Origin of the sequence: Flagellimonas aquimarina (assembly GCF_003149745.1) — a bacterium.
GTDB classification, from domain to species: Bacteria; Bacteroidota; Bacteroidia; order Flavobacteriales; family Flavobacteriaceae; genus Flagellimonas; species Flagellimonas aquimarina.
Window position 1 is genome coordinate 1,286,003 of sequence record NZ_QGEG01000001.1, and the last position, 25,855, is coordinate 1,311,857.

Sequence of the window (25,855 nt, forward strand, 5' to 3'; positions counted from 1 at the left end):
TTAATGAAAAGGGCCTAAAATCGTTTAAAGTGAAATAAATCGTAATTTTGCTCTTGTGAAAACAGTTTTTCATCATACCATTTCAATATTGCTCGCCGTACTGGTCTTGCTATCTACCGTTTCTTGGACAGTGGACAAACATTTTTGCATGGGCAGGGTAATGGATATTTCTCTGTTTGTTGATGCCGAGGAATGCGGTATGGAAGTAGCAATGGCTGCAATGGAGGATAAGGTGATGGAAAATCATTGCTGTGATGACGAGTCCTTTACTTTTACAGGACAGGATGATTTAAAGCTTTCATTGTACGATCTAGAAATAGAGCACCAAGATTTTCTGGTAGCTTTTACATATTCTTACCTTAATTTATTTGTTCCGGTTGATAAGCTTCCGGTTCCTAACGAAAAATACCCACCACCTCTTTTGGTCAAGGACATAACTGTTCTGGACCAAGTCTTTTTGATTTGATGTTTTTGAATTTTTGAAATGAAGTCCTTAATGGACTACAATGGACACATGCCATTGTGTCAAGTACAAATTCAATACATACAAATGAAAAATATTTTAATACTAATTTTTTGCCTTCCAATGCTCGTAGGTGCCCAAAAGAAAATTCAGGGAATGGTCATGGAAGCAAATGCCGAAAATAAACATATAGGACTCGGTGGAGCTAATATCTATTGGCTAAATTCTCAAACAGGTACCATTACCAAAAATGATGGAACTTTCAGTATACCTTACCTTAAGGACAATAACAAACTGGTTATAAGCTTTGTTGGTTTTAAAACAGATACCTTAACTATTGATGAACCCAAAATGGTGCATCATTGGTTGCAACCTTCCAATCAATTGGATGAGGTTGTGGTGCAAAAGGAAAGAGATGCAGTGCAAAAGACCTTTTTTGCCGCACAAAATGTAGTTACGGTGAATAGTGCCGAACTTTTAAAGGCAGCTTGTTGTAATCTATCAGAAAGTTTTGAAACCAATCCGGCAATAGATGTCAATTTCAATGATGCCCTTACTGGTACCAAACAGATTCAAATGCTAGGGCTTACCAGTCCATATCTATTGATTACCCAAGAAAACATTCCAATGGTGAGGGGAGCATCTCAAACTTACGGACTAACTTTTACCCCTGGTACTTGGGTAGAAAGCATTCAGATTACCAAAGGCGCCGGTAGTGTAGTAAATGGATATGAAAGTATTTCAGGTCAAATTAACACCGAATTACAAAAGCCCCTGACCGACAGTCCTATTTTTGTTAATGGATATGGAAATTTAAATGGGCGTTTGGAATTGAACACGCATTTAAACACCAAATTGTCTGATAAATGGAGTACCGGGCTGTTTATACATGGGAATAGGAGGGATATTGAAGTGGATAATAATGATGATGGATTTTTAGATACTCCTTTGGCCAACCAAATCAATATCATGAACCGATGGCAGTATCAAAATCCAGAAAAAGGATGGGTTAGCTTCTTTAACGTTAGATTCTTAAATGATGAAAAACAGGTGGGAGAGACCAACTTTAATCCGGATACAGACCGATTTACAACCAACGCTTGGGGTAGCGAGATTGACACAAAAAGGGTTGATGGTTCAGTAAAATTAGGGTATGTTTTTCCAGAATTGCCATTTCAAAGTTTTGGCTTTCAAGCCTCATATAGCAATCATCAACAAGATTCTTATTATGGCTTCAATGTTTACGACATTGACCATGAAAGTATCTATTCAAACTTTTTGTTCAATTCAATTATTGGTAATACAAAGAGTAAATTTAAAACTGGATTGACCTTTGCCTATGATGGGTATGATGAATTGGTAAACAACCAGAATTTTGAAAGAGTGGACAGGTCTGTTGGTGCTTTTTTTGAATACAGTTATACCAATTTGGAGAAAGTAAGTTTAACGGCTGGCCTGAGGTTAGATTCTCATAACAGATTGGGAACATTTTTTACACCTCGATTCCATATTCGATATACGCCATGGGAGAAAGCTAGTATAAGAGGATCTTTTGGTTTGGGAAGAAGAGCAGCAAATATTTTTGCTGAGAACCAAAGGTTGTTTGCTTCGGCAAGAACTATTCAGCTTAATGGCAATGGCGGTGATATTTATGGTTTTGATGCAGAAAAGGCAATGAATTTTGGCATAAGCTTTTTACGGGGGTTTACATGGTTAGAAAGACCAGGGAACTTTTCTGTGGACTTTTATAGAACCGATTTTGACAATCAAATTGTAGTTGACTGGGAAAACCCGGGAGAAGTCAGTTTTTCAAACTTGGAAGGAAAGAGTTTCGCCAACAGTCTACAGGTAGAACTCAACCATGAAGTGTTGCCCAACTTGGAAGTGAGGACCGCGTATAAATTTTATGATGTAAAAACGGATTTTCAGACAGGGCTTTTACAAAAACCATTACAGGCTCGCCATAGGTATTTTGCCAATGTTGGTTACAATACGCCAGAAACAGAGAATGGGGGTCAATGGCGTTTTGACTATACGCTGCATGCTTTGGGAGAACAACGCTTGCCAAATACTTCTTCAAACCCTGTAAATTTTCAACTTGGCGATTTTGCGGAAGGTTATAGCCTAATGAACGCACAAATCACTAAAGTGTTTTCAAAAAAGTTTGAGGTGTATGTGGGAGGTGAGAATTTAACTAATTTTAGACAAGGCACCCCAGTTTTGGGAGCAGAAGACCCATTTGGTACAAATTTTGACACAACAATTATATACGCTCCCATTTTTGGAAGAATGCTGTATGCAGGCTTTAGGTTTAAATCATAACAATTAAAAATAATAAAATGAAGAACATAGTATTGCTTATAACGTGCGTGTTGATTTCCACAATTAGTTTTGCACAAGACAAGAATAAAAAAGTGGTTTTTGAGGTAGACGGTAAATGTGAAATGTGTAAAATGAGAATAGAAAAAGCTGCTTTAGATGTTACTGGGGTAAAGTATGCCATTTGGGATATTCCGTCGCACCATTTGTCTTTGGTTGTGGATGAAAGAAAGACCGACCCTATGAAGGTTAAAACTGCGTTGGTTAATGCAGGTCATGATACTAAAGAGCTTAAGGCAACTAAAGAAGCCTATGATAAAATTCACCCTTGTTGTAAATACCGTGAGGATAATTCCGACGATAGCGATAAACATTAAATGGAACAAACATATTCAATTATAGGAATGACCTGCGAAGGTTGTGCTGCTTCGATTTCCAATAAGCTTTCTAAAACCAAGGGGGTTAAAGGGGTCAAAGTAAGCTTAGAAGATGCAAAAGCAAGAATTCTCTCAAGACATCACCTTTCAACTACAGCATTACAGGCTGCTTTGGGAGGTAAATATGTTATAGAGGAAGAACATTCTGTTATGCCGGTCGACGCTGTTGAGGAAAAGTCGAAATGGGCGCAATTGAAGCCTTTGTTCTTGATTTTTGCCTATCTGTTTGGAGCTTCTGTTCTAATGCATTTTAAAAGTTGGGATACAGGTGAAGCAATGCTCGATTTTATGGGCTTGTTCTACATTGTATTTAGCTTTTTTAAATTCTTGGACTTAAAAGGTTTTCCAGAAAGCTTTGCAATGTACGATCCTTTGGCAAAACTTATTCCAGCCTACGGGTGGCTATATCCTTTTATAGAATTGGGACTGGGATTACTCTTTTTAATGCGATTAAAAATAACCTTTGCGTTAATTGTAACTGTTGTTATTTTAGGTATTACCACGATAGGAGTTACTAAAACTTTATTGGACAAAAAAAGCATTCGCTGTGCCTGCTTGGGCACAGCGCTAAAGTTGCCAATGACGGAAGCAACGTTTATTGAAAATGCCATTATGTTGGTCATGGCATTTTGGATGCTGCTTGAAACAGGACTAGTTTAAAGAAATTTCGTGGGTTTGAGATAAGAGAGAGCCATCCTCTGCCATACCTTCTATAAACAGCTTGACCGCGGGGAGTTTGTCATCAGGAATCGTTAATATCGTTTCTCCTTTGTTATTTGTTGATAGTTGAGGTTCCCAATGAACAATACCAAAGTCAATAAAGTTCTGATTTATGGGAGATGTATATTTTGGTCTATAGAACTCTTTACTTTTGGTAAAGCTATTCTCGACCAATTTCTCTGCAAAACGAGATGTACTAAGTCTAGCAGAAGGACCCTCTTTTCTGTAAATCCGGATTACTCCTCCGGTAGCATTGATATCAGCAGCCATGCCATCAGTTTCAAAATAGACTTCGTCAATCTGGTTTAAAGGAATATTGAGCAGTTGTGTAGGGTCAAGAACAGGGATATCATTCTCGTAAACCCTAACAGGCCCTAGGATAGGTTTCATATTAGTGATCAAAACCTCTCCGTCTCCTCTTGGATTAACGATTACTCTGAACCCATTTCGAGCAATCAAATCTGTAAGGAGTGGACTCCTTCTTAATTCCTTCTCATCAATCTTGACCCCTCTAAAGGATGAGTCTATCAAAGAGGATTTTCTCGTTAGTTGATTTTCGATTTTTTCTTCGGTAAGAACAACTTCATCCAATGTTATTAAATCCTCGGGTTGTATTAAAAAAACATTCTGATGTGCGTTGTTCTTACTTGGCGAATTGAAGTTAAAAGACAAGCTGTTACGTTTTAAAAGGGCAATAGAATCTTCGATTGAGTTGAATCCAACAAAGTCAAGATCCAAGTTAGGTTTTCTTAGGCCTCCTCTTTTCTTTTTAATAGAAAATTTCATTGCATCCCCATTTTCCAATAATAAATCGGTGACTGCAAAATTTATTGAATCTTTCAATTCTAGAAATAACATAGGAGTTATACTATTTTGAACAAGAGCGAGGACTTCCCCTTTTCTCATTTTAGAATTTACTTGGCCAACAGCTTTTATGCCAAATTCAAACGGATGGTCAATCTTTGGTATTTCCTCAAAGATCATATCCCAATTGTAACGACTCCAACCCTGTGTCAATAAAATTAGGTCCAATTCATACTCCTTAATCCTTGTGATTTCCGTAAAGTATCTAGCAGGGTTTTCCACAACGGATTTCAAATATGGTTGCAAAAGAAAATCTGAAATAATACTCGTATTTGAATTGTTTGCAATGCTAGTAATTGGAAGTGCTGATACACTCAAGGACATTGGTGTATTGTTCTTGGAAAAGACATTGATTTTTATAGAAATGGAGTCTTTTTTTTTCTTAAAAGGTTTATTGAGTGAAGCGGTTGCAAGATTGGTTTTGTGGTAATTGAAGATAAGCCGTTCTGAAATAGGCTCTAGGTCCTTATTGAAAAGCGTTATGATATTGGTTCCTGGTAAAAGCTTGTGTTTGTCAATTTTTATTGTTTTAGAAATGCTATCTAAGTTAAATGAATTCAGTTTCATAAGGCCATCTCTATGAATAGCAAGATGAAAGATATCTCTTGAAACACCCTTCAAGGTTTCTAGGTTGGTGTTTAAAGAAACAACAAGCTTATCATCAATTATGTTGTTAATAGCCATAGCTATACCTCTAGGTTTTATTGGGGGTAACGATTTTTCTAAAACCTGCCCATCTTTAGAATTCAGTTTTAATCTGTAAGTTTTATTTGGTTGAATCCTCAATTTAAATCTTCCAACACCATAGCGGTTTGTATAAAAACTGGTAACAACGCTATTTTCATTGTCTAAAACCTCTGCTTTGTCTATTTGGATACCCTTGCCATTTTCATTTGTTAACCGAACACCAACCATATTGTCAGTGTTAGATATTAAATGCCCACCTTCTGGAAGTATTTGAAGATCAAAGGTGGTTGTAGTATTTAATTTAGGTATTATGGTCTTATTTATAATGTTTATTTTATGGACAAAATGGTCATCTTCTTCAAAATTTTTCATCCAGGTTGTTCCCCCTTTAATGTAATAGGTTCCTGAGGTAAACGTTGAATCGATGGTGAAACTACCATGGCCAACCCCTTTTTCCATTAGAAAAAGCTCTTTTTTTACTTGTTTACCTTTTCTATCATACAAACCACAGTAAAGATTTGTTGTACCAAAAGAAGGCTCATTGGACTTTTTGTTATAGGCATAAGCAGTCCACCAAACCTCTTCACCTACAAAAAAAGTGGTCTTATTTAAGTGTAAGTATACAGTTTCTCTAACATGCTTAAAGTATTTACTGTAATCTTCTTGAAGTTGTTTTTTGTTGGTGTCTTGAGTAAAGCTTGAAAAAGAACTTAAAAAGCAAATTATGAGTAATATAAGGCGGCAAAAAGACTTCATTTGATTTTTTCTTTAAGATACGAAAAAACAAAATCCGCTTTTTTTCATCCAATAATATTTTAGCACTTTTAACAGAACTAAAGATTTGGATATTATGGGATGTTCCTTAAAAACTTTACTTGAGTTATTTCAATTTTATCACAAACGCTTTTGTTTCTAAAAGCTTTGGTTTTAGGTCATTGGGGATTTTGATTGTCAACCCATCTTTAGATGATGTGCATTTTAATCTTGTATTAAAACCAAGGAGTTCTGCTCTAACATTTTTTTGAGGAATGTGGGCTGAAAATTTTATCTCAGAAGGCAGGCTGTCTTGATTTTTTTCCACTAAATAAATAAGATAAATGGAGCCATCAGGTTTAGAGGTAATGCAGATATTATCAAACTTATAGGGAGCCATGGACCTAGTACCATATATAGCTTCGTTGTTTACATCCATCCAATCCCCAATCTCTTGGAGTAATTTATAAGCGCCTTGGTCCCATTCCCCTTCTGGGCTTGGAGCAATGTTCAACAACAAATTGCCTCCTTTTGCTACAATATCTACCAGCGTATGCACAGCTTCACGACCAGACATATACTCTGCATTAAAAGAATATGACCATGAGCCACCAGCAATAATACATGACTCCCATGGATACGGCAATGGTTTTTCCGGAACTCTGTTTTCTGGAGTTAAATAATTTTGGTTGATACCGTGAACAGCGCGATCTACAACAATCAAACCGGGTTGCTTAGCTCTGGCCTTTTTGACCAATGCATCCATTTTAATGTCTTGATTGATGATTCTATGTTTTAGATAGCCATTTTCATTGTTCTGTAATTGTTGGTCATACCAGCTGGTTATAGCAGATTTAGGAGTTTTGGCAACCCAACCACCATCCATCCAAAGAATATCCACTTTGCCATAGTCCGTAAGCAATTCTAAAATTTGGTTATGCGTAAAATCAACAAATTCCTGCCATTTTTTTGGATTGGCTTCGGGCTCATAATTTACATTGCGGTCTCTAGGAGGATAATAAGGATCCCAATAAGAGGGTTCGTGCCAGTCTGGTTTTGAAAAATAAGCCCCTGCCCAAAACCCTTGTGCTCTAAAAGAATTAAAAATCTCCTTTGTTATATTCGCTTTGGGGTGTGTAGAAAAAGGAGTTTCAGAATCTGTTATTTTGTAATCCGTATATTTTGAATCGAACATGGAAAAACCATCGTGATGTTTTGTTGTAAAAACCACATATTTCATTCCTGCGTTCTTTGCAGCAGTTGCCCATTTGTCCGGATTGAACTTTGTGGGATTGAATGTTTTCTTTAAATCCTCATATTCTTTTTTGTACGTAAAATAATCTTGGGGATTGGATCCTTGTTTTCGCTCGCACCATCCGTATTCTTCAGGACAAAGTGACCATGATTCTACAATTCCCCATTGACTATAGGTCCCCCAGTGCATTAATAATCCAAATTTTAGATCTTGCCATTGTTCCAGCTTCTTCAGTACTAATGGGTCTGTTTCAGGAACGTAGCGTTCATCTTCATAAACTGCTTGTGAGAAACTATTTTGATTTATTAAAACCAAGCAAGTTAGAATAGAGATAAAGAAAGGTAAATTGAAGCTCCTTTTCATTGTTGAATTTTTAGTTGATTATAATTTCATCGGCAAAAACCCAGGACGGAAGACCAGCGGCATGGTGCCAATAGGGGGTCTCAGTATTTTTTGCGCTTACTTTTAGGTATCGAACCTTTCTAGGTTCAAAGGTCAAATCAAAACGTTTGATATCATTTACCTTGCTTGTTTTTTGCAAGGGAGCAGGATTCTTTATGTCCCCCAATGGTGTAAAACTTCTATTGTCAATAGATGCAGAATAGCTTACATAAGAAGGAAGGAAGACCACGTGATTGGTTACCTGTAAAAAAGCTAAGGACACTGTACTTATGTTTTGAGATTCTCCCAAATCAACTATCACTTCCATATCATTACCTTCGTACCCGAGCCAATTTGCATAGAAACTACTGCCACCCAATGCTGCATCTGTTAATATTAAAGGGTCTTCATTGGCATATTTTTTTGGCTTTGTCAACGTAACAACTTTTTTGCCTTTAGCCTTATTTGGTTTTTGTGCGATTTTTAGGGCTGACATATAATTAGAAGCATATTCGTTCACAGTAAAACCCATTTCATTCACCAAGGTGATGTTGTTTTTTCTGGCAGTATTGATAAAGTTGTCCAGTAGGGAAGCAACCATGGGGTTGATTGTTTTTTTGGATTCTTGATTATCTACCAATAAACTATATTCTGTAGTTATGTTTTTTCTGCAAGCTTCTAAAATTGCATAATCAATGCCAAGGCGCGCCATTTTAACCCTTTCCATTACTTCAGGTTTATGAGCCACCGCTTTTTCTGCTTCATCGAACAGTTGTGCATATTCTTTGAGTAATTCTGGTTTTAAATAAGATGAAAAAGCTTCTGAAGGATCTCCATAGAGAAAGAGAAAAAAATCATTGTCCTCTTGAATTTTGGTATGTATTAAATCGATGTATTTTTTTATAAAAGGCCCTGCTTCCTGATAATATCCTGTTGTAAACTCTTTTAGTAGCTCATCAATATCCAAATCGGGGTTCCAGAGCAGTTTTGAAGTTACATAAGAACGTAATTCAAAGAGTTCACTAGGGTTATGACTATGCTGCTCAAAAACCCATTTGGCATTGTTGTTCCTGAACAACTGAATGTTGGGTTGCAAAGTATATATGTTTGGGAACGGAGCTAGGAAATTTGTAAACTGCGTAGTATAGTCCCAAATACGAATGTTGTTGGTAAGTCTTCCCCATCCAATAAGATCGCTTGCAAAATCCGTACACTTTTCTGATATAGGTGCACTGCGGTCACATTCTATGGAACATAGGGTAATCAATACATTAGATTCTGGACGTGTTTTAGGAGGTTTACGAGTATATTGATAAGCCAAGGTAGAAATGGTTTTATCTGGAAAGGACTTGGCCACTTGGTTTACAAAACGAATCATTGTTCCAGAGGGACTTCCTTCGGTTTTATCAATTTTACTGCAATTGTTGCATTGACAATGTTGTTGATTGTCATCCTGACTTACCGAAATCACTGAGGCTGTTGGAGTTTTTTTAAAAAGCGATGCAACAGAATCCTTGACTATTTGCAACACTTTTTCATTGGTAAGACAAAGTTGGGTAGGCAGCCTTTTTTCTCCTCTTAAGGCATAGTATTCAGGATTGGATTCGTAGAATTTCTCTTCGGGCACAAACCTATGGAAGGTATGTACTTTGGCTTCCGGCACATATTTTGGGAATGCTTCATGCGTGACCTTCTGCTGATCTGCAAATTCATGGTTTTCATAAAATAGTTTGGAATGTACGGTTCTGGTTGTTATCTCTGGGCTATAGCTGAAATCAATTGGGTCAATCGAGATGATTTTGGATAGCGGTATTTCTTCGACTCCTGGAGCATACCATTTACAGCCCAAATAATTGCCCAAAAATTCAAAAACCGCATTTTTCACTGCCTCATCAGAGCCGCCATAAATAAAGATATTGTCATTTTCTGTCTTGATTCTTATTTCGTGTGGCGGTAAATCCTCTTCCTTGATATTTCCGACATAAATGTTTTGCTTATCTGTGGTCTGCGAACTTTTGTCTACAATATTCAATTTCACATTACCTACCTTATTGATGTATTTCTTTAAGGTTTCTGCAGAACTATGTTGCTCTTGCGAAGCATTGTCAGTCAAAACGATTTCATAATCAGATTTCCCATTATAAACAATGGTAACCTGATTTTTAGAGCAGGAACACAAAAATAGCAATAGGGAACAAAGGATTATGAGTGTGTCTTTTTTCATTGGTTATTTGGAATGAAAGGGTAAGTAACTACCTAGATTCAGTTTTCACGGAGGCATCATACATAGCTTTTAGAAGACTGCTTTTTTCTTTGGTATCATTTCCAAGTTGCCAGAACATTATGCCGCCCAATTTCTTTTTTAATGCATACTCTGTTTTTAATCTAACAGAGACCGAATCATCATAACTTATAAAAATACTATCCTTTGCACTATAGATGTAGGGTGCTTTTGCAATGGAATCCCAATATCTTGTATAGTTTTCGCTAGCTTCAAACTCTTTTCTAATTTGGCTATAACCACTCCAGCCAATATGGGCACCTTTGTTTAACTGGTAAAGTCCATCGTTCATAGGTGGAACGCCTTTCCATGCTCTGCCATAAAAGGCCGCGCCTATAACAAGTTGTTGGGGTTTGACGCCATTTTCCATGCAAAAGTCAATGATTTTTTCTGCTGATCTTGGGCCGTAATCGCGACCGCGACCTTTCTGGGATTTCCCATAATTTTCAATAAATTCAGCTGCAGGGGTACCTTTTATATCTTCTTCCTTAATATGCCCCAAGGCTGTATGATGTCCGGTAAATGGCGAATTTCCACCTACCTGATCATAAGTCATTACATTCATAAAGTCAACATGCTTCATGACTTCAATAATCTCAATATTTTTGTAATAGGGTTTCCATCCGGCAGATGCAAACGTTAGAATCTGATCTCTATCTAATGTATTGAGAGCTTCGCGCAATTCCTTCATTAATAAGGTGAAATTTTGCTTGTCTTCTGGTCTTGCTCCAGTGTTGGCAGCTGGTATGGCAGGGTACTCCCAATCAATATCAAGCCCATCAAGCTGGTATTCCCTGTTGAAATCAACTACACTTTGTACAAACTTTTTTCGATTTTCTGCAGTATGGGCCATGTCTGAAAAACCGTCAGCACCCCATCCTCCGCAAGCTATCATTACCTTTAAATGTGGATGCTTTTTGCGTTGAGCAACCAACTCTTCAAGTTTTTTGCCGTTTTCCTCGTGTCTAAACTTCATTTCACCATCAATTACATTGGTAAAGGAGAAGATGATATGTGTTAATTGTTCTAAAGGAAGTTGATCTGGGTTATAGTTTTTTTCTGGAACATAATATCCCATAACCGCAATTGAATCTTCTTTTCTTTTTTGGTTGTTTACAAATGAAACAATCAAGAATACAACAAGGAGGGTAGTGAAGAGTTTAATGTATTTCATGTGAAAGGGATTTTGTAATCAAAAATTAGTGAATTAACTCCCTTTGCTCTAAACTATTAGACAGAAAACATTTGAGAAAGCACGGACGACGGATTTAGGACCAAAAACCCATTAAGATGCGTCACTTCAAATTAACTCAACAAAAAACCGCTCCAAAATTTGGAGCGGTTCTTTTAAAAATATTAGAATTCCTAAAAAGGATTACATCATACCTGGCATTCCGCCACCACCACCCATTGGAGGCATAGCTGGAGCATCTTCTTTAATATCTGTCAATGCACATTCCGTGGTCAATATCATTCCAGCAACAGAAGCTGCATTTTCTAAAGCAACACGAGTTACTTTAGTGGGATCTATGATGCCTGCTTTCATCATTTCAACATATTTGTCAGATTTGGCATCAAAACCAAAATCTCCTTTACCTTCCATAACTTTAGCGACAACAACAGAACCTTCACCACCTGCGTTTTCAACAATGGTACGTAATGGAGATTCAATGGCTCTAGCAACAATTTGCAGTCCGGTTTCTTCATCAGCGTTTAGTGCATCTACTTTAGAAAGAACAGATTTTGCTCTTACCAATGCAACACCACCACCAGCAACAATACCTTCTTCAACTGCAGCTCTTGTGGCATGCAAAGCATCATCCACACGATCCTTCTTTTCTTTCATTTCTACTTCTGAAGCAGCACCAACATAAAGTACGGCAACACCGCCAGCTAATTTTGCTAGACGTTCTTGTAGTTTTTCCTTGTCGTAGTCCGAGGTAGTAGTCTCGATTTGAGCCTTTATTTGGTTGACACGGGTTTTAATGTTTTTAGCAACACCAGCACCATTAACAATTGTGGTATTGTCTTTGTCAATAGTTACTCTTTCGGTAGTACCCAACATATCAATAGTTGCAGTCTCTAAAGAGAAACCTCTTTCTTCAGAAATAACAGTTCCATTGGTTAGAATAGCAATGTCCTCTAACATAGCTTTTCTTCTGTCACCAAAACCTGGAGCTTTTACGGCAGCAATTTTTAGAGAACCTCTTAGCTTGTTTACAACCAAAGTTGCCAATGCTTCACCATCAACATCTTCAGCAATAATTAATAAAGGTTTTCCAGATTGTGCTACGGGCTCCAATACTGGCAATAAATCCTTCATTGAAGAGATTTTCTTATCGAACAAAAGAATATATGGATTGTCCAAATCGGCAATCATTTTCTCTGAGTCTGTAACAAAATATGGGGAAAGGTACCCTCTGTCAAACTGCATTCCTTCAACAACGTCAACGTAAGTGTCCGTTCCCTTTGCTTCTTCTACTGTGATAACGCCTTCTTTACCAACTTTTCCAAAAGCTTGGGCAATCAAATCGCCAATCGTTCCGTCGTTGTTTGCAGAAATGGCTGCTACTTGCTTAATTTTTTCTGATGAATCTCCAACTTTTTTAGATTGCTTGGATAGGTTCTCCACAATTGACTCTACAGCTTTGTCTATACCTCTTTTTAAATCCATTGGGTTAGCACCTGCTGCAACATTTTTAAGGCCTTCTTTTACAATTGCCTGGGCAAGAACGGTTGCAGTAGTAGTTCCATCACCAGCTAAGTCGTTAGTTTTAGAAGCGACTTCTTTTACCATTTGAGCACCCATGTTTTCCAGGGCATTCTCTAATTCAATTTCTTTTGCAACGGTAACACCATCTTTGGTTACTTGTGGAGCACCAAATGATTTACTTATGATAACGTTTCTTCCCTTAGGGCCTAAGGTAACTTTTACAGCATTGGCCAAGGCATCTACACCTTTTTTTAGGCCGTCACGTGCATCTATATCAAACTTAATATCTTTTGCCATTTTCTTTAGTTGATTTTTAATTAAACAATTGCTAAAATGTCGCTTTCACGCATCATCAAATAATCTGAGCCATCTAATTTTAACTCGGTACCGGCATATTTGCCGTAAAGAACTGTATCTCCTACCTTAACAGTGATTGCTTCATCTTTAGTTCCTGGGCCAACAGCTACTACTTTTCCTTTTTGCGGTTTTTCTTTTGCAGTGTCTGGGATAATGATGCCAGAAGCTGTTTTTGTTTCAGCCTCAACAGGTTCAATAAGAACTCTGTCAGCCAATGGTTTGATGTTAACTTTAGCCATATTATTATTTTTTAGGTATTTGTTTTAAAAATTCTGGAAACTTTGGACAGAAATTATGCCATTGCAAAAAAACTGACATTATTAGAAAACAAAAATGCCAGCTTGTCATTGAAGCTGGCATTTTGTATTTATTTTGTCATTTAATATTTAATTAATCGTATCCGTTGGATTGCTATTGTCAGTTGCCGGAACTTGTTCTGGCACTTCCTCGGGAACAGTTTCAGGAATGGTGTTCTCAATATCATCACCTTGTAATAATTTGGAATCTGCCTGACTGTAATTTCCCTTAAGGGAAACATTGGAAAGCAGGATTAGCACAATCAATAATGATGCAAGGGTCCAGGTACTTTTATCCAAAAAGTCTCCGGTTTTCTTAACACCACCCACAACTTGATTTCCACTGCCTCCAAAAGAGGAAGATAATCCGCCTCCTTTAGGATTTTGTACCATAATGACCAAAATCAATAATAGGCACACTATAATTATTAATATTAAAAAAATCGCAAACGTACTCATTGTCTCTGTTCTTATTCGTTTTCTTTCTGCAGCTTCTTCACCGCCCGAATTTGGTCTGCAAAGAAACCATTTTTTTCTGGATATTTCAAACTCAATATTTTAAAGGCCTGAATAGCTTTTTTATACTTTTTTTGCTCTAAGTATACTTTGGCCAAAGTCTCTGTCATCAACTCGTTTTTATCCATTTTTGTGGATTCTTTTATGTTGACTTTTGACTTTAAATTGTCATTTGGGGTTATTTTCGGCTTATTCTCTATAAACTTGTCCAGCAGGTCAAATTTCTTCTTTTTTTCTAGTTCTTCGTCTACTGTGTTCACGGTTGTTTCATCAGAATTTTTGGAAGCCAGCTGCAACCACTCCGTGAAAGAATGTTTCTCATTTTTTGTGAAAGGAATGGGCTTCCCCAACTCCAAATTTGCCTCGGAAACAGGTTTTTCTGTTTCCTTGGTTGAAGAATCCTCAGTTTTAGTTTTTTTAGACTTAAAAAGTGCTGGATTCAATATTTGCTCAGCGTCTTGAATATTTTGTGGCAGCGCACTTTCCTCAGATTCTCCCAGTATGATTTCTGTATCTGGATTGGGTTCAATCTCTTCTGATATTGCTTTTTTATCTTCTAGTTTTGTTGCTCTCCCCGCAATGGTATCCGCAATATTGTTTTGAACAAATTCCTTGGAAGTAATAAAATCGAAAAGGACGTCCCTGTCAGCTGTATGGGCAGCTGTTACTTTTAATGCGTTGTTGTATTTGTAACTATCAAGATTTTTTAGCCCTTTTAAATGCAAAGCTCTGGCAGCTTGAAAATAGGGATATTCTTCAATAATATCTTCCAGTTCCCTTGTTTGTTTTGGGGATAGGATGGTATTTGATTTTTGAAGAATCTGTATAAAATCTGATACATTCATATTTACTACCAATTACCTAAAGAGGCATTAAAGATATCTTGTGTAATACGTTCAAAAATCTCTTCGTGTGCAGCGCTCTGAACAGAATTTAAAGCGGCAGCGGCATCAAAATCGAAAAAGAAAGAAAAACGACGTTCAAAATCTGCATCTTCCTTTGTTTTGTTAAAGAACCTTACGTTTACGCTCATGGTAAGTCTGTTCTGTGCAGTTAATTGATCTGAGGTTGCTGTCATGGGGGTAACTCTGTACTCCACAATTTCTCCTTCGTAAAGCAAATCTCCGTTACTGCCTGTAAGAGACAAGCTGGTAAGATTATTGATCAAGTCCTGAAGCGCCAAAGTAAAATCTCTATCCAGTCCAGGTTCAATAGTGGAACTGGGACTTTGATCGGCATAATTCTGGAAGAAATTTACTTGAAAACTCTGTGCTGTGCCTATATCTGCACCAGAAAAGTTGTAGGCTCCACAACCATAAAAGCTCAAGGCCAATGCAAAGAGTCCAACTTTTAGACTGTTTTTACTTACCAATATTTTCATATAGTTCAATCCCATAATCTACAAATCGTACTGCTTAATTTTTCTGTATAATGTTCGTTCTGAAATTCCTAGTTCTGAAGCAGCAGCTTTTCGTTTGCCACGATTGCGTTCCAGGGATTTTTTAATCAGCTCAATTTCCTTTTCCTGTAAAGATAGAGTTTCTTCTTCTTGAATCTCTTCCGCAAAATGATAACGATCTTCCTGTGTTTGAGCAGCTGTTGCGGTTGTTTCAACAACGGGTTCTGGTAAATGCAAAACTTCAGCTACGTTGTCTTGTGGTTGTTGAATTGCCTCTTCCTCATTTCCATAGATTTTACGGATCAAGGTCTCATTCTCCTCTTGTACTTTTTCGGAGTCATTATTTTTTAATAACTCCAAAGTGAGTTTTTTTAAATCATTAAGATCTCCCTTCATATCAAACAAAACTTTGTAAAGAATTTCCCGTTCATTGCTGAAATCGCTTTCCTTTTTTGTCTGGCCTATGACCGCGGGTAAATTGGTATTGCTGGAACTGGGTAAATAAGCATTTAACGTTACAGCTGAGATTGTCCTGTTTTTTTCCAACACAGAAACTTGCTCCGCAATATTTCGCAATTGTCTAATGTTTCCGGGCCATCTGTATTTTACAAGTAATTGAATTGCTTGTTCTTCTAACCTAATTGTTGGCATTTTGTACTTCTGACCAAAATCAGAAGCAAATTTCCTAAAAAGCAAATGAATGTCTTCCCGGCGTTCTCTCAGTGGAGGAATGTTGATTTCTACAGTGCTTAATCTGTAATACAAATCTTCTCTGAACTTTTCTTTTTCAATTGCTTCAAACATGCTGATGTTGGTAGCTGCAACAATCCTGACATCTGTTTTTTGTACTTGTGAAGAGCCAACTTTTAAGAATTCCCCGTTTTCCAAAACTCTAAGTAACCTCACTTGGGTGGTCAATGGTAGTTCTCCTACTTCATCTAAAAAAATAGTACCACCATCCGCTACCTCAAAATATCCCCTACGGGTTTGCGTAGCACCGGTAAATGCCCCTTTTTCATGCCCAAAAAGTTCACTGTCAATAGTTCCTTCTGGAATAGCACCACAGTTTACGGCAATATATTTGGCATGTTTACGGTGAGAAAGGGAATGTATGATTTTAGGAATAGCCTCTTTGCCTACACCACTTTCTCCGGTTACCAAAACCGAAATATCTGTAGGCGCTACTTGTATAGCTTTTTCTATTGCACGATTTAGCTTAATATCGTTGCCAATAAGCTCAAAACGTTGTTTTATGGATTGAACACCTTCCATACTTTAATTATTCTTTGAATACCCAACAGCTTCACCAATAAGTGTAGCGGAGGTGCATTCATTTATTTTTACGTGAACAAAATCGCCCACTTTATAATTTTCCTTTGGAAAAACCACAACTGTATTTTGCGAATTCCGCCCCATCCAATGGGCATCAGATTTTTTTGAGACCCCTTCGATCAGAACTTCTTCAGTTTTGCCCATATGCTGTTGGGTTCTAAAGAAGCTGTGTTTTCGTTGAATTTCTATTATTTCCTGTAGACGCCTTTTCTTTGTTTGCTCAGGAATATCATCGTCTAACTTTCTTGCAGCCATGGTGCCTGGTCTTTCGGAATAAGCGAACATAAACCCGTAATCGTATTTTACATATTCCATTAAGCTTAGAGTATCTTGATGGTCCTCTTCTGTTTCAGTTGGAAAACCAGCAATCATATCTTGGCTTATTGCACAATCTGGAATAATTTTTCGAATGTTATCAATCAATTTAAAATATTCTTCTCTTGTGTGCAGGCGGTTCATGGCCTTTAAAATACGATTACTGCCGCTTTGTACAGGTAAATGGATATAATCGCAAATGTTCTCATATTTTGCCATGGATTCAATAACATCCAAGGTCATATCCTGTGGATTGGAGGTGGAAAAACGAATCCTCATTTTTGGTTGGGCTCTAGCTACCAGTTCCAAAAGGTTGGCAAAATTTACTGAGACCGCCTTTTGCATTTCTGAAGCTTTTTCAAAATCTTTTTTCAGCCCTCCCCCATACCAAAGGTAACTGTCCACATTTTGCCCTAATAGCGTAACTTCTTTGAAGCCTCTTTCCCAGAGATCATTCACTTCTTCTAAAATAGATTTAGGATCACGGCTTCGTTCGCGTCCACGGGTAAAGGGAACCACACAAAAGGTGCACATATTATCGCAACCACGGGTAATGGAAACAAAAGCGGTAACGCCATTGGAGTTTAAACGAACAGGAGCAACGTCACCATAGGTTTCATCTTTTGAAAGAATAACGTTTACGGCGTTTCTTCCCTCATTAATTTCTTGGATGAGGTTGGGCAGATCCTTATAGGCGTCTGGCCCTACTACCATGTCTACAATCTTTTCCTCTTCAAGGAATTTACTCTTTAAACGTTCCGCCATGCAGCCAAGCACGCCGACTTTCATTCCGGGGTTTGTCTTTTTTACTGCATTGAACTTTTCTAAACGTTTTCTTATGGTCAATTCAGCTTTCTCCCTAATAGAACAGGTGTTAACCAAAACCAAATCTGCTTCCTCTAATTTTTGAGTGGTATTAAAACCTTCTTTTGCCAAGATTGAGGCAACAATCTCACTATCGGAAAAATTCATCTGGCAACCATAACTTTCTATATAGAGTTTTCTGGTGTTTTTTTCGTTTTTTTCCAAAGTCAGCGAGTTGCCTTGCTGGCTTTCATCAATAATTTTTTCTATGCCCTCGTTTTTGATCATTTCTGTTAGAATGGGCTGCAAAGATAATGCTTATTCCATTTTAGTGACAATTTGGCAGTTAAATTTTATGCAAAAGAAAACGCAACTTTGTTTAAGACTTTCTATCTATTAGATGTTATTTCACCAAAAAACTTAAACAATATGAAAAAGGAAGTTCTTTTAATTTTATCATTGATCGCAATGGTATTTGTATCATGTGATAGCAATGATGACAATGACGGTTATGGCGATTATTTGGTGGCCAGGCCATTGGTCATCAGCAAAGCTGAATTTGCCAATAGTGTTGATATTATCGCACCTCGCCCAATAGATGAATCTGGTAAAATTTATACTTATCAAGATTACATTTTTATCAATGACAAGTACAAAGGGGTACATGTTATTGATAACAGCAATCCCCTACAACCAAGAAAAGTTTCATTCATTAAAATACCTGGGAACGTTGATATTTCTGTAAAAGATGATTTTTTGTTTGCTGATAGTATGATGGATTTGGTGGTCTTGGATATATCTAATATTGATGCAATACAGCAGGTTAATAGATTGGAAAGTGTACTCTACAACAATATTTTCTTTCCATTTGAAGCTGACATTGTTGAGTACGAAGATTATGACTACGAAACAGAAATGTTGGTTGGTTGGGAGACCGTTACAGAGCGTAGATTGACAGAAGAGGTTGAACAAAATGCAGGGAGAGGCATCTTTTTTGAAGATATGGCATTGAACGAAGCTACAGATGGAGGTACTGGAGAAGGTGGTTCCCTTGCCAGGTTTAAAATTGTGGATGAGTATTTGTATGCTGTAGATAGCCACAACATAAATGTGTTCAATATTTCTGATTTGGAGAACCCGGAGGATTTGGAAGACGTATATGCTGGATTTGATATTGAAACAATCTTTAATCGCGGAAACCATTTGTTTTTAGGGAGCATGAGAGGTATGTACATCTATGATATTTCCTCACCGGCAACACCAACTTTTGTTTCGGAATTTCAACATGGTACTGCATGTGACCCCGTTGTGGTGGATGGGGATTATGCATATGTGACCTTGAGAGGGGGGAATGAATGCGGTGCTTTGGAAAGTGGTTTGTTCATTGTGGATATTTCGAATATCGAGGACCCAAAGCTAGCTGTGGATTATCCTATGGACGAACCTTACGGTTTGGGTATAAGGGATGAAAAGCTGTTTGTTTGCGATGGAAGCTCGGGCTTAAAAGTGTATGACAAAACAGATGTTGAGGATATAAAAATGTTAAACCATTTTAAAGATATTGTTACGTTTGATGTTATTCCCCTAGAAAGTCATTTAATAATGGTTGGTGACGAGATCTTGTACCAATATGAATATTTAGATGATGAAATAAAGCTGATCAGCCAAATAGGACTTAATTAATATGTTTGGGACAATATTTAAAAGTGCTCTTGGTATAGTTTTAATCACAATGCTATTGATTTCCTGTTCGGATGATGATAATGAAATACCGTTGGCCTGTCAGCTAGAACCGGATCCAGGCGACTGTCTAGCTGCAATTCCCAGATACTATTTTGACAAAGAGGAGCAAAAATGCAAAGAATTCATATGGGGAGGTTGTAATGGGGTCGTACCTTTTGAAACCATGGAAGCCTGCCGGGAGTGTGAAAACAACTGATCTCCGAACTGAATACAATCAATAAAGATTTGTAGAATAACCCAATGAAATATCTCGCTAAAAGCGGGATATTTTTTTTATATAAGTTTTTCAAAAAATTCAAAATCGAAAAATTCATATACTTTTGTTACCCAAAACCCATTGCATGCCAAAGAATTTAGTTATTGTTGAGTCCCCAGCAAAAGCAAAAACCATAGAACGTTTTTTAGGAAAAGATTACCAAGTAGAATCAAGTTTTGGACATATTGCGGATCTTCCATCCAAAGAACTTGGTGTAGATGTGGAGAACGATTTTAAGCCAAAATATACAGTAGATAAGGAAAAGAAAGCCTTGGTCAAAAAATTGAAAGATTTGGCCAAAAAAGCAGATACTATTTGGTTGGCCAGTGATGAAGACCGAGAGGGAGAGGCCATATCTTGGCATTTGGCCGAGGAGTTGGGGTTGGAGAAAAGCAGAACTAAACGTATTGTCTTCAATTCAATAACAAAATCCGCAATCCAGAAAGCAATTGAGAACCCAAGGGAAATCAATTACAATTTAGTAAATGCACAACAGGCAAGAAGAGTTTTAGATAGATTGGTTGGTTATGAGTTGTCGCCTGTGCTCTGGAAAAAAATAAAACCGGGACTATCTGCTGGCAGGGTTCAATCTGTCGCGGTAAGGTTAATAGTAGAAAGAGAGAGGGAAATAGAGGTGTTTAAGCCAGAGGCCTCTTTTAGGATAAAAGCAGAGTTTAAAACAATCAATGGGAATGTTTTTTCCGCTAAACTGAATAAGACTTTTACAACGAAGGAGGCTGCGGAAGCATTTTTAAAACAGAACATTGGTTGTAATTTTTCTGTTGGAAATCTAGATAAAAAACCAGCAAAAAAATCTCCTGCCGCACCTTTTACCACTTCTACGCTTCAACAAGAAGCTTCAAGAAAATTGTATTTCTCTGTTGGCAGAACCATGCAGGTAGCGCAGCGTTTGTATGAAGCCGGTCTTATTACCTACATGAGGACGGACAGTGTTAATCTGTCAAACGAAGCATTGAATGCAGCTAAAGATGCAATTATTCAAAACTACGGGGAGTCATACAGTAAAGTGAGAAATTTTACTGGAAAATCCAAAGGTGCTCAGGAAGCTCACGAAGCGGTACGCCCAACGGATATGAAATTACAATCCCCACAAATAGAAAGAGACCAGGCCAAACTCTATGAACTTATATGGAAACGTACTTTGGCTTCGCAGATGAGCGATGCGGAGTTGGAAAGGACCACCGTAAAAATTAAAGCAAGTTCACATAAAGAAGAGTTCACTGCAAATGGAGAGGTGATCAAGTTTGATGGTTTCCTTAAAGTTTATTTAGAAGGAACAGATGAAGAAGACAAGACAGAAGAGCAGGAAGGAATGTTGCCGGCCATGAGCGTGGGCGAAGTTTTACAAAATAATTTTATTACTGCAACTGAACGTTTTTCAAGACCACCATATCGCTACACAGAAGCTTCATTGGTCAAGAAGTTGGAAGAACTGGGCATAGGGAGACCATCAACGTATGCCCCAACAATTTCAACAATACAAAACCGAGGCTATGCGGAAAAGGGAACTGTGGAGGGGAAAGAACGAAATTATGTGCAGTTAGTTTTGGAATCGGATAAGCTTGTGGAAAAGAACTTGTCCGAAATGGTCGGTTCTGATAAAGGTAAATTGGTTCCTACAGATATTGGAATGATTGTAAATGACTTCTTGGTCAATCATTTTACAACCATTTTGGATTATAATTTTACAGCGAAGGTTGAAGAAAATTTTGATGAGATTGCTTCCGGAGATGAAGATTGGCAGAAAATGATGAAGGATTTTTACAAAGATTTTCATCCTAAGGTTTTAGATGTTGAGGAAAATGCAGAACGTGCAAGCGGTGAACGTGTATTGGGTACAGATCCTAAATCTGGACGGCAGGTGGCAGTCAGATTGGGTCGCTTTGGACCTATGGTGCAAATAGGAACCGTTGACGAAGAAGAAAAACCACTATTTGCAAGCTTGTTACCAGAGCAGTCTATTACAACAATAACTTTTGAAGAAGCGATGGAGCTTTTTCAATTGCCAAGAAAGTTGGGGGAATATGCAGGTGAAGCAGTTGAAGCTAGTGTAGGAAGATTTGGCCCTTACGTTAGGTTTGGCAAAAAATTTATTTCCTTGGCTCCCGGTGAAAGTGCATTTGACGTAGACATGGATCGTGCCATTGAGCTAATAAAGGAAAAAGAAAAAGCGGATGCCCCCATAGCAAATTACGAAGGAAAAGAAGTTACCAAAGGAAAAGGTAGATTTGGACCATTTATTAAGTGGGATGGCATGTTTATCAATATAAATAAGAAATACGATTTTGATAATCTTTCCCAAGCTGATATTATTGAGCTTATTGAGGCAAAGAAAATAAAGGAAGCCGAAAAACTGATTCAGGAATGGCCAACAGAGAAAATTCGAATTGAAAAGGCAAGATGGGGAAGGCATAATATTATTAAAGGAAGACTTAAGGTTGAGCTGTCCAAAGATGTAGATGCAACCAAAATTTCTTTGGAAGAGGCGCAAGCACTATTAGAAAAGAAAGCACCTAAGAAAAAAACCAAAGCAAAGGCTAAGAAGTAATATGGCATTCGATTTTTTGGTTCCTATTAAGGATAGGGTACTAGCATTCTCAGAATTATTGCCTCCGCAGGCATTGGGTAAAAACATCTTTAAACATACCGAGAAAAAAGGACTGCCCGTTTTCGCCAACGCCACGGTAGCTATTTTTGGCGTCTTGGAATCTAGAAATGGATTCGAAAAGAAACCGGAAAGATTGAATATAGATGAAATACGTATTCAGTTGTACCGCTTAATGTCCGGTAATTGGAATTCCACAATACTGGATATTGGGGATATTGAAGAAGGGGATACGGTAGAGGACACCTATTTTGTGGTCAAAGAAGTTGTAGCCGGTCTTTTGGAAGAAAATATTATACCTATTATAATAGGTGCAACACAAGACATTACTTTTCCCACTTACAGAGCCTTTGACAATATTAGGGATATGGTCAATCTGGTATCCATAGATAGCCGTTTTGACTTTGGCGAAGATGAAGAGCTTATCTCTTCTCATTCTTACATGAGTAAAATTATTACGGACAAACCCAACAATCTGTTCAATTTTTCCAATATAGGCTACCAAAGTTATTTTAATGCCCAAGAAGAAATCGATTTAATGGAGCGCCTTTTCTTTGACGCATATCGATTGGGAGATATAGCGGCTAATATAGAATTGGCAGAACCGGTATTAAGAAGTTCCCATATTGTTAGTTTAGACTTGCGTGCAATTCGTGCCAGCGAAATGGGTTCCTTCAACAACTTTTCCCCAAATGGTTTTACCGGCAGGGAGATTTGTGCAATTGCTAGATACGCAGGTATTAGTGATAAAGTATCATTGTTTGGTATTTATGAAGGAGAGAATTCCTCCCAAGCATTTCAAATGATAGCGCAAATCATCTGGTACTTCATAGAAGGGATTAGTTTTAGAATAAAAGAATTTCCAAGTTCCAAAAGCGAGGACTTTACAAAGTTTACTGTCCCTACAGATACAGAAGAATTAGTATTCTACAAAAGCCATATAACAGAACGTTGGTGGGTGGAGGTGCCATCAATTTTACCTGAACATACTAAAACAAATTCAGTGGCGTTATTACCTTGCACCGAGGAAGACTATCTGGATGCTTGCAACCAGAAGATTCCCGAAAGGTGGTTCAAGGCCTATAGGAAGGGCTTTAACTAAACAAATTAAATTTTAAGCATTAATTGTTTTTACACAATAATTTATTCAAAAAACAGTTTTGAGAATAATGAATTTGTGTTATACAGTTTATAATCTTAAATCGAAAATTTAACCTAAAGTATGAGAAAGCTATTCTTTTCATCTCTAGCACTTGTTTTTTTACTTAGCAGTTGCGGTTCAAAATCAAAGTCAAAAGGTGAACTAGTTGGAGCCCAAGGAAAAAAGTGGTATCCAGAGAAACCCTACGGAATGGAACTGATTCCCCGCGGCTCCTTTGTAATGGGTAAAGCTGAAGAGGATCAGGCGAAAGTATTGAACGCTCCCACAAGAACAGTTACCGTACGTTCTTTCTACATGGATGATACGGAAATCACTAATAGTGAGTACCGACAGTTTGTGGAGTGGGTAAAAGATTCCATTACAAGAACCAAATTGGCCATTCTTGCCGATGAACTGGGTATTAGCCCAGAAGATGAAGGTATTGGAGAGTATGCTTTTAAAGATACTGACACGACCAAAATCTCAGTTTATGACAAATATATGCTAGATAACTATGCTGGTTTAGGTGAAACCGGTTATGAGGGAAGAGCATTGAATACCGATGTTGATTTGGTATGGGATACATCAGAATACCCAGATGAATACTATGCTGAGGTCATGGATTCATTGTACATTCCAGAAGAGGAAAGTTACAATGGATTAAGAACCATCGATGTTACTCAGTTAAAATACAAGTACAATTGGATGGATATTGAATCTGCTGCCCGTGCAAAAACAGGTAGAAGAAAAGATTTCATCAAGAAAGAGGAATTGGAAATCTATCCAGATACTACTGTTTGGATCCGAGATTTTGAATACTCCTATAACGAACCTATGCACAATGACTATTTTTGGCATGATGCCTATAGCGATTATCCTGTTGTTGGGGTAAACTGGCAACAAGCAAAGGCATTTTGTTCTTGGAGGACCAAGTTTAAAAATGATGACCAAAAAAGTAGAGGAAAGCAGTTTGTTAACCAATTTAGATTACCTACCGAGGCAGAATGGGAATATGCAGCTAGAGGAGGTATTGAAGGAGGTACATACCCTTGGGGAGGACCTTATGTAATTAGTGATACAGGTTGTTTTATGGCTAATTTTAAGCCTCAACGTGGAGATTATGCCGCAGATGCCGCATTGTACACCGTAGAAGCAAAATCTTACGAGCCAAACGAGTATAATCTATACAATATGGCGGGTAATGTATCTGAATGGACAAGTTCCAGTTTTGATCAAGGCGCCTATGAATATCTGTCTACCATGAATCCAAATATTGGATCAGGGCAGAATAAGAGAAAGGTGATTAGAGGTGGATCTTGGAAAGATGTTGCTTACTTCTTGCAAGTAAGTACCAGAGATTATGAATATCAGGATTCCGCGAGAAGCTACATTGGTTTCCGTACCGTTCAAGATTATATGGGCGAAGAGGATTCTACAAAAGGACAAGGACTTCCAAACTAATTACAATAAATTAAACGAGAGAACATTATATAAACCAGTAACCAAATACTTATTTATATAACTTAATTAAAACTAGAATTATGGCACAGTCAAAATCAACAAAAAAGCTGTTTAACATGGCCTACGGGCTTGGAGCATCAGTAGTAATTATTGGTGCATTATTTAAAATCCTTCACTGGGAATTTGGACCACTGACCGGTGGATTGCTTCTTGCAGTAGGACTTATTACAGAAGCATTAATCTTTGCTATTAGTGCATTTGAACCAGTGGATGATGAGTACGATTGGTCTTTGGTTTACCCAGAATTGAACAATGGTCAAACTAAAGGAAACAAGAATGATGCTAAGCAAGCTAAAGAGGCAGAAGGTCTTCTTTCAAGAAAACTGGATGATCTTTTAAAAGAAGCTAATATCGATTCTGAACTTTTCACAAGTTTAGGAGATAGCATCAAGAATTTTGAAGGCGCTGCTAAAGGTATTGCTCCAACTACAGATGCTATTCAGCATACTAAAAAGTATTCTGAAGAATTGTCTCATGCTGCTGCTCAAATGGAATCTTTGAACAGCTTGTACAAAGTACAGTTGGAAAGCGCGAGCAGACAAGCTTCTATTAACGAGGAAGTAGTACAGAATGCTGGTGCATTAAAAGATCAAATGGAATCTTTGGCAACAAACCTTTCTTCATTAAATGGAGTATATGGTGGAATGCTAACCGCTATGAGCAAAAACTAATTAGG

At 37.6% G+C, this 25,855-nt stretch carries 21 protein-coding genes; 10 read left to right on the plus strand and 11 right to left on the minus strand.

Annotation, left to right across the window (positions count from 1 at the left end):
• Positions 1-55 precede the first annotated feature (55 nt).
• From DKG77_RS05900 to DKG77_RS05915, 4 genes are all read left to right on the plus strand, one after another.
• Positions 56-466, plus strand: coding sequence for an HYC_CC_PP family protein (locus DKG77_RS05900; protein ID WP_243414857.1), 411 nt, complete (start codon positions 56-58; stop codon positions 464-466).
• Between the two features lie 84 nt (positions 467-550).
• Positions 551-2,785 carry a TonB-dependent receptor gene (locus tag DKG77_RS05905; RefSeq protein WP_109661469.1) on the plus strand — a complete coding sequence of 745 codons (2,235 nt, stop codon included), beginning with the start codon at positions 551-553 and terminating at the stop codon, positions 2,783-2,785.
• A gap of 17 nt (positions 2,786-2,802) precedes the next feature.
• Positions 2,803-3,159, plus strand: a complete 357-nt coding sequence (locus DKG77_RS05910) for a heavy-metal-associated domain-containing protein (protein WP_109661096.1) — start codon at positions 2,803-2,805, stop codon at positions 3,157-3,159.
• On the plus strand, positions 3,160-3,879 hold the full coding sequence (locus DKG77_RS05915; protein ID WP_109661098.1) for a heavy metal translocating P-type ATPase: 720 nt from the start codon (positions 3,160-3,162) through the stop codon (positions 3,877-3,879).
• Here DKG77_RS05915 and DKG77_RS05920 read toward each other — a convergent pair.
• The 11 genes from DKG77_RS05920 to miaB all read right to left on the minus strand — a co-directional run bounded on the left by DKG77_RS05920 (position 3,871) and on the right by miaB (position 18,180).
• On the minus strand, positions 3,871-6,246 hold the full coding sequence (locus tag DKG77_RS05920) for a TonB-dependent receptor (RefSeq protein WP_109661100.1): 2,376 nt from the start codon (positions 6,244-6,246) through the stop codon (positions 3,871-3,873). The two genes, DKG77_RS05915 and DKG77_RS05920, sit on opposite strands and share 9 nt — an antisense overlap.
• A 124-nt stretch (positions 6,247-6,370) precedes the next feature.
• Positions 6,371-7,861 carry an alpha-L-fucosidase gene (locus tag DKG77_RS05925; protein ID WP_109661102.1) on the minus strand — a complete coding sequence of 497 codons (1,491 nt, stop codon included), beginning with the start codon at positions 7,859-7,861 and terminating at the stop codon, positions 6,371-6,373.
• 10 nt (positions 7,862-7,871) lie between these two features.
• Positions 7,872-10,103, minus strand: coding sequence for a DUF4838 domain-containing protein (locus DKG77_RS05930; protein ID WP_109661103.1), 2,232 nt, complete (start codon positions 10,101-10,103; stop codon positions 7,872-7,874).
• 28 nt (positions 10,104-10,131) lie between these two features.
• Positions 10,132-11,334 (minus strand): glycoside hydrolase family 18 protein, encoded by a 1,203-nt coding sequence (locus DKG77_RS05935; protein WP_109661105.1) that lies wholly within the window; start codon positions 11,332-11,334, stop codon positions 10,132-10,134.
• A 201-nt stretch (positions 11,335-11,535) separates the two neighbouring features.
• Positions 11,536-13,170 (minus strand): chaperonin GroEL, encoded by a 1,635-nt coding sequence (gene groL, locus DKG77_RS05940; protein WP_109661107.1) that lies wholly within the window; start codon positions 13,168-13,170, stop codon positions 11,536-11,538.
• Positions 13,171-13,190: 20 nt separating this feature from the next.
• Entirely contained in the window at positions 13,191-13,469 is a 279-nt protein-coding gene (locus DKG77_RS05945; RefSeq protein ID WP_055396737.1) for a co-chaperone GroES, read from the minus strand.
• Positions 13,470-13,616: 147 nt separating this feature from the next.
• Positions 13,617-13,985, minus strand: coding sequence for a preprotein translocase subunit SecG (gene secG / locus DKG77_RS05950; protein WP_109661108.1), 369 nt, complete (start codon positions 13,983-13,985; stop codon positions 13,617-13,619).
• Between the two features lie 11 nt (positions 13,986-13,996).
• On the minus strand, positions 13,997-14,887 hold the full coding sequence (locus DKG77_RS05955; protein WP_109661110.1) for a hypothetical protein: 891 nt from the start codon (positions 14,885-14,887) through the stop codon (positions 13,997-13,999).
• A gap of 5 nt (positions 14,888-14,892) precedes the next feature.
• Positions 14,893-15,438 (minus strand): LptE family protein, encoded by a 546-nt coding sequence (locus DKG77_RS05960; RefSeq protein WP_417935465.1) that lies wholly within the window; start codon positions 15,436-15,438, stop codon positions 14,893-14,895.
• 3 nt (positions 15,439-15,441) lie between these two features.
• Complete coding sequence (locus DKG77_RS05965; RefSeq protein ID WP_109661112.1) at positions 15,442-16,713, minus strand: sigma-54 interaction domain-containing protein; 1,272 nt, start codon at positions 16,711-16,713, stop codon at positions 15,442-15,444.
• Between the two features lie 3 nt (positions 16,714-16,716).
• Complete coding sequence (miaB, locus tag DKG77_RS05970) at positions 16,717-18,180, minus strand: tRNA (N6-isopentenyl adenosine(37)-C2)-methylthiotransferase MiaB (protein ID WP_243414860.1); 1,464 nt, start codon at positions 18,178-18,180, stop codon at positions 16,717-16,719.
• 141 nt (positions 18,181-18,321) lie between these two features.
• Here miaB and DKG77_RS05975 point away from each other — a divergent pair, with 141 nt between their 5' ends.
• The 6 genes from DKG77_RS05975 to porL all read left to right on the plus strand — a co-directional run bounded on the left by DKG77_RS05975 (position 18,322) and on the right by porL (position 25,850).
• Positions 18,322-19,575 carry an LVIVD repeat-containing protein gene (locus tag DKG77_RS05975; RefSeq protein ID WP_109661475.1) on the plus strand — a complete coding sequence of 418 codons (1,254 nt, stop codon included), beginning with the start codon at positions 18,322-18,324 and terminating at the stop codon, positions 19,573-19,575.
• A 1-nt stretch (position 19,576) separates the two neighbouring features.
• Positions 19,577-19,831, plus strand: a complete 255-nt coding sequence (locus tag DKG77_RS05980; RefSeq protein ID WP_109661114.1) for a BPTI/Kunitz domain-containing protein — start codon at positions 19,577-19,579, stop codon at positions 19,829-19,831.
• Positions 19,832-19,976: 145 nt separating this feature from the next.
• On the plus strand, positions 19,977-22,460 hold the full coding sequence (gene topA / locus DKG77_RS05985; RefSeq protein ID WP_109661116.1) for a type I DNA topoisomerase: 2,484 nt from the start codon (positions 19,977-19,979) through the stop codon (positions 22,458-22,460).
• Between the two features lies 1 nt (position 22,461).
• Entirely contained in the window at positions 22,462-23,619 is a 1,158-nt protein-coding gene (locus DKG77_RS05990) for a formimidoylglutamase (protein ID WP_109661118.1), read from the plus strand.
• A 120-nt stretch (positions 23,620-23,739) separates the two neighbouring features.
• Positions 23,740-25,119, plus strand: a complete 1,380-nt coding sequence (gene porK / locus DKG77_RS05995; protein WP_109661120.1) for a T9SS ring complex lipoprotein PorK/GldK — start codon at positions 23,740-23,742, stop codon at positions 25,117-25,119.
• An 80-nt stretch (positions 25,120-25,199) separates the two neighbouring features.
• Positions 25,200-25,850, plus strand: coding sequence for a type IX secretion system motor protein PorL/GldL (gene porL, locus DKG77_RS06000; protein ID WP_109661121.1), 651 nt, complete (start codon positions 25,200-25,202; stop codon positions 25,848-25,850).
• Positions 25,851-25,855 lie beyond the last annotated feature (5 nt).

Excerpts from the sequence above, each read along its gene's own strand:
- porK (WP_109661120.1), top strand. The coding sequence starts at position 23,740 with ATGAGAAAGCTATTCTTTTCATCTCTAGCACTTGTTTTTTTACTTAGC.
- DKG77_RS05910 (WP_109661096.1), top strand. The coding sequence starts at position 2,803 with ATGAAGAACATAGTATTGCTTATAACGTGCGTGTTGATTTCCACAATT.
- DKG77_RS05905 (WP_109661469.1), top strand. The coding sequence starts at position 551 with ATGAAAAATATTTTAATACTAATTTTTTGCCTTCCAATGCTCGTAGGT.
- DKG77_RS05975 (WP_109661475.1), top strand. The coding sequence starts at position 18,322 with ATGAAAAAGGAAGTTCTTTTAATTTTATCATTGATCGCAATGGTATTT.
- DKG77_RS05930 (WP_109661103.1), bottom strand. The coding sequence starts at position 10,103 with ATGAAAAAAGACACACTCATAATCCTTTGTTCCCTATTGCTATTTTTG.
- groL (WP_109661107.1), bottom strand. The coding sequence starts at position 13,170 with ATGGCAAAAGATATTAAGTTTGATATAGATGCACGTGACGGCCTAAAA.
- DKG77_RS05990 (WP_109661118.1), top strand. The coding sequence starts at position 22,462 with ATGGCATTCGATTTTTTGGTTCCTATTAAGGATAGGGTACTAGCATTC.
- DKG77_RS05945 (WP_055396737.1), bottom strand. The coding sequence starts at position 13,469 with ATGGCTAAAGTTAACATCAAACCATTGGCTGACAGAGTTCTTATTGAA.
- DKG77_RS05935 (WP_109661105.1), bottom strand. The coding sequence starts at position 11,334 with ATGAAATACATTAAACTCTTCACTACCCTCCTTGTTGTATTCTTGATT.
- DKG77_RS05955 (WP_109661110.1), bottom strand. The coding sequence starts at position 14,887 with ATGAATGTATCAGATTTTATACAGATTCTTCAAAAATCAAATACCATC.
- DKG77_RS05965 (WP_109661112.1), bottom strand. The coding sequence starts at position 16,713 with ATGGAAGGTGTTCAATCCATAAAACAACGTTTTGAGCTTATTGGCAAC.
- porL (WP_109661121.1), top strand. The coding sequence starts at position 25,200 with ATGGCACAGTCAAAATCAACAAAAAAGCTGTTTAACATGGCCTACGGG.
- DKG77_RS05920 (WP_109661100.1), bottom strand. The coding sequence starts at position 6,246 with ATGAAGTCTTTTTGCCGCCTTATATTACTCATAATTTGCTTTTTAAGT.
- DKG77_RS05960 (WP_417935465.1), bottom strand. The coding sequence starts at position 15,438 with ATGGGATTGAACTATATGAAAATATTGGTAAGTAAAAACAGTCTAAAA.
- secG (WP_109661108.1), bottom strand. The coding sequence starts at position 13,985 with ATGAGTACGTTTGCGATTTTTTTAATATTAATAATTATAGTGTGCCTA.
- miaB (WP_243414860.1), bottom strand. The coding sequence starts at position 18,180 with ATGATCAAAAACGAGGGCATAGAAAAAATTATTGATGAAAGCCAGCAA.
- DKG77_RS05915 (WP_109661098.1), top strand. The coding sequence starts at position 3,160 with ATGGAACAAACATATTCAATTATAGGAATGACCTGCGAAGGTTGTGCT.
- DKG77_RS05980 (WP_109661114.1), top strand. The coding sequence starts at position 19,577 with ATGTTTGGGACAATATTTAAAAGTGCTCTTGGTATAGTTTTAATCACA.
- DKG77_RS05925 (WP_109661102.1), bottom strand. The coding sequence starts at position 7,861 with ATGAAAAGGAGCTTCAATTTACCTTTCTTTATCTCTATTCTAACTTGC.
- topA (WP_109661116.1), top strand. The coding sequence starts at position 19,977 with ATGCCAAAGAATTTAGTTATTGTTGAGTCCCCAGCAAAAGCAAAAACC.